Raw genomic sequence first — 985 nt, forward strand, 5'->3', positions numbered from 1 at the left:
TTCCTCGGCCTCATTCTGGCCAGCGTGAACATCTTCGGCGGGTTCCTGGTGACCAGCCGCATGCTCGCCATGTACTCGAAGAAGAAGTGAGGGCGAGGATATGAACGCCAATATCGTCGCGCTGCTCTACCTCGTCTCGGGCGTCCTGTTCATCATGGCGCTGCGCGGGCTGTCCAGCCCCGCCACCTCGCGCCAGGGCAATATGTTCGGCATGGTCGGCATGACCATCGCCATCCTGACCACGCTCGCCTCGTCGCCGCCCTCGGGGCTGGGCGGCTGGGCGCTGGTGATCGGCGGCCTCGCCATTGGCGGCGGCGCCGGCGCGGTGATCGCCCGCAAGATCGCGATGACCCAGATGCCGCAGCTGGTGGCGGCCTTCCACTCGCTGGTCGGCCTTGCCGCGGTGATGGTGGCGGCGGCCGCGCTCTACGCCCCGGCGGCGTTCGGCATCGGCGATCCCGGCCATATCCACGCGCAGGCGCTGGTCGAGATGAGTCTCGGCGTCGCCATCGGCGCCATCACCTTCACCGGCTCGGTGATCGCCTTCGCCAAGCTCAACGGCAACATGTCCGGCAAGCCGATCCTGCTGCCGGGCCGCCACCTCATCAACATCGCGCTGGCGGCGCTGATCGTGGTGCTGGTGGTGGTGCTGACCATCACCGAGAGCCACACCGTGTTCTGGCTGATCGTGATCGCCAGCCTGATCTTCGGCGGGCTGCTGATCATCCCGATCGGCGGGGCGGACATGCCGGTCGTCGTCTCGATGCTGAACTCCTACTCCGGCTGGGCGGCGGCGGGCATCGGCTTCACGCTGGGCAACACGGCGCTGATCATCACCGGCGCGCTGGTCGGCTCGTCGGGCGCGATCCTGTCCTACATCATGTGCAAGGGCATGAACCGCAGCTTCGTCTCGGTGATCCTCGGCGGCTTCGGCGGCGACGCGCAGGCCGGCCCGGCCGGCGCGGTGGAGAGCCGTCCGGTCAAG

General features: G+C 68.2%; 2 protein-coding genes. Both read left to right on the plus strand.

The window, feature by feature from the left end; genetic code table 11:
* Positions 1–90, plus strand: a 90-nt coding sequence (locus tag KIP89_RS01690; protein ID WP_213753692.1) for a proton-translocating transhydrogenase family protein, incomplete at its 5' end; no start/stop codon positions are given.
* Between the two features lie 10 nt (positions 91–100).
* On the plus strand, positions 101–985 hold an 885-nt coding region (locus KIP89_RS01695), incomplete at its 3' end, for an NAD(P)(+) transhydrogenase (Re/Si-specific) subunit beta (RefSeq protein ID WP_213753691.1).

This window comes from Ancylobacter radicis (assembly GCF_018449475.1).
Taxonomy (GTDB): domain Bacteria; phylum Pseudomonadota; class Alphaproteobacteria; order Rhizobiales; family Xanthobacteraceae; genus Ancylobacter; species Ancylobacter radicis.